This window comes from Faecalibacterium tardum, assembly GCF_040096515.1.
Classification (GTDB): Bacteria; Bacillota; Clostridia; order Oscillospirales; family Ruminococcaceae; genus Faecalibacterium; species Faecalibacterium tardum.
In genome coordinates this window covers 1-1,270 of sequence record NZ_JBBMEO010000091.1, presented here as the reverse complement: position 1 = coordinate 1,270, position 1,270 = coordinate 1, and the positions used below count along the sequence as shown (strand labels likewise).

Annotated in this window: 1 rRNA gene; it reads right to left on the bottom strand. The window is 53.7% G+C overall.

Annotated features, from left to right (window positions below):
• Positions 1 to 24: 24 nt before the first annotated feature.
• Positions 25 to 1,270 (bottom strand): 16S ribosomal RNA (locus tag WMO44_RS14870); the annotation flags it as partial.

Genomic DNA, 1,270 nt, shown 5'->3' with positions numbered 1-1,270 from the left:
CTCTGTCATTGCCTGACTCCTTAGAAAGGAGGTGATCCAGCCGCAGGTTCTCCTACGGCTACCTTGTTACGACTTCACCCCAATCACCAGTTTTACCTTCGGCGGCGTCCTCCTTGCGGTTAGACTACCGACTTCGGGTCCCCCCGGCTCTCATGGTGTGACGGGCGGTGTGTACAAGGCCCGGGAACGTATTCACCGCAGCATGCTGATCTGCGATTACTAGCAATTCCGACTTCGTGCAGGCGAGTTGCAGCCTGCAGTCCGAACTGGGACGTTGTTTCTGAGTTTTGCTCCACCTCGCGGTCTTGCTTCTCTTTGTTTAACGCCATTGTAGTACGTGTGTAGCCCAAGTCATAAAGGGCATGATGATTTGACGTCATCCCCACCTTCCTCCGTTTTGTCAACGGCAGTCTGGCCAGAGTCCTCTTGCGTAGTAACTGACCATAAGGGTTGCGCTCGTTGCGGGACTTAACCCAACATCTCACGACACGAGCTGACGACAACCATGCACCACCTGTCTCTGCGTCCCGAAGGAAAGTTCTGTTTCCAGAACCGTCGCAGGATGTCAAGACTTGGTAAGGTTCTTCGCGTTGCGTCGAATTAAACCACATACTCCACTGCTTGTGCGGGCCCCCGTCAATTCCTTTGAGTTTCAACCTTGCGGTCGTACTCCCCAGGTGGATTACTTATTGTGTTAACTGCGGCACTGAAGGGGTCAATCCTCCAACACCTAGTAATCATCGTTTACAGTGTGGACTACCAGGGTATCTAATCCTGTTTGCTACCCACACTTTCGAGCCTCAGCGTCAGTTGGTGCCCAGTAGGCCGCCTTCGCCACTGGTGTTCCTCCCGATATCTACGCATTCCACCGCTACACCGGGAATTCCGCCTACCTCTGCACTACTCAAGAAAAACAGTTTTGAAAGCAGTTCATGGGTTGAGCCCATGGATTTCACTTCCAACTTGTCTTCCCGCCTGCGCTCCCTTTACACCCAGTAATTCCGGACAACGCTTGTGACCTACGTTTTACCGCGGCTGCTGGCACGTAGTTAGCCGTCACTTCCTTGTTGAGTACCGTCATTATCTTCCTCAACAACAGGAGTTTACAATCCGAAGACCTTCTTCCTCCACGCGGCGTCGCTGCATCAGGGTTTCCCCCATTGTGCAATATTCCCCACTGCTGCCTCCCGTAGGAGTCTGGGCCGTGTCTCAGTCCCAATGTGGCCGTTCAACCTCTCAGTCCGGCTACCGATCGTCGCCTTGGTGGGCC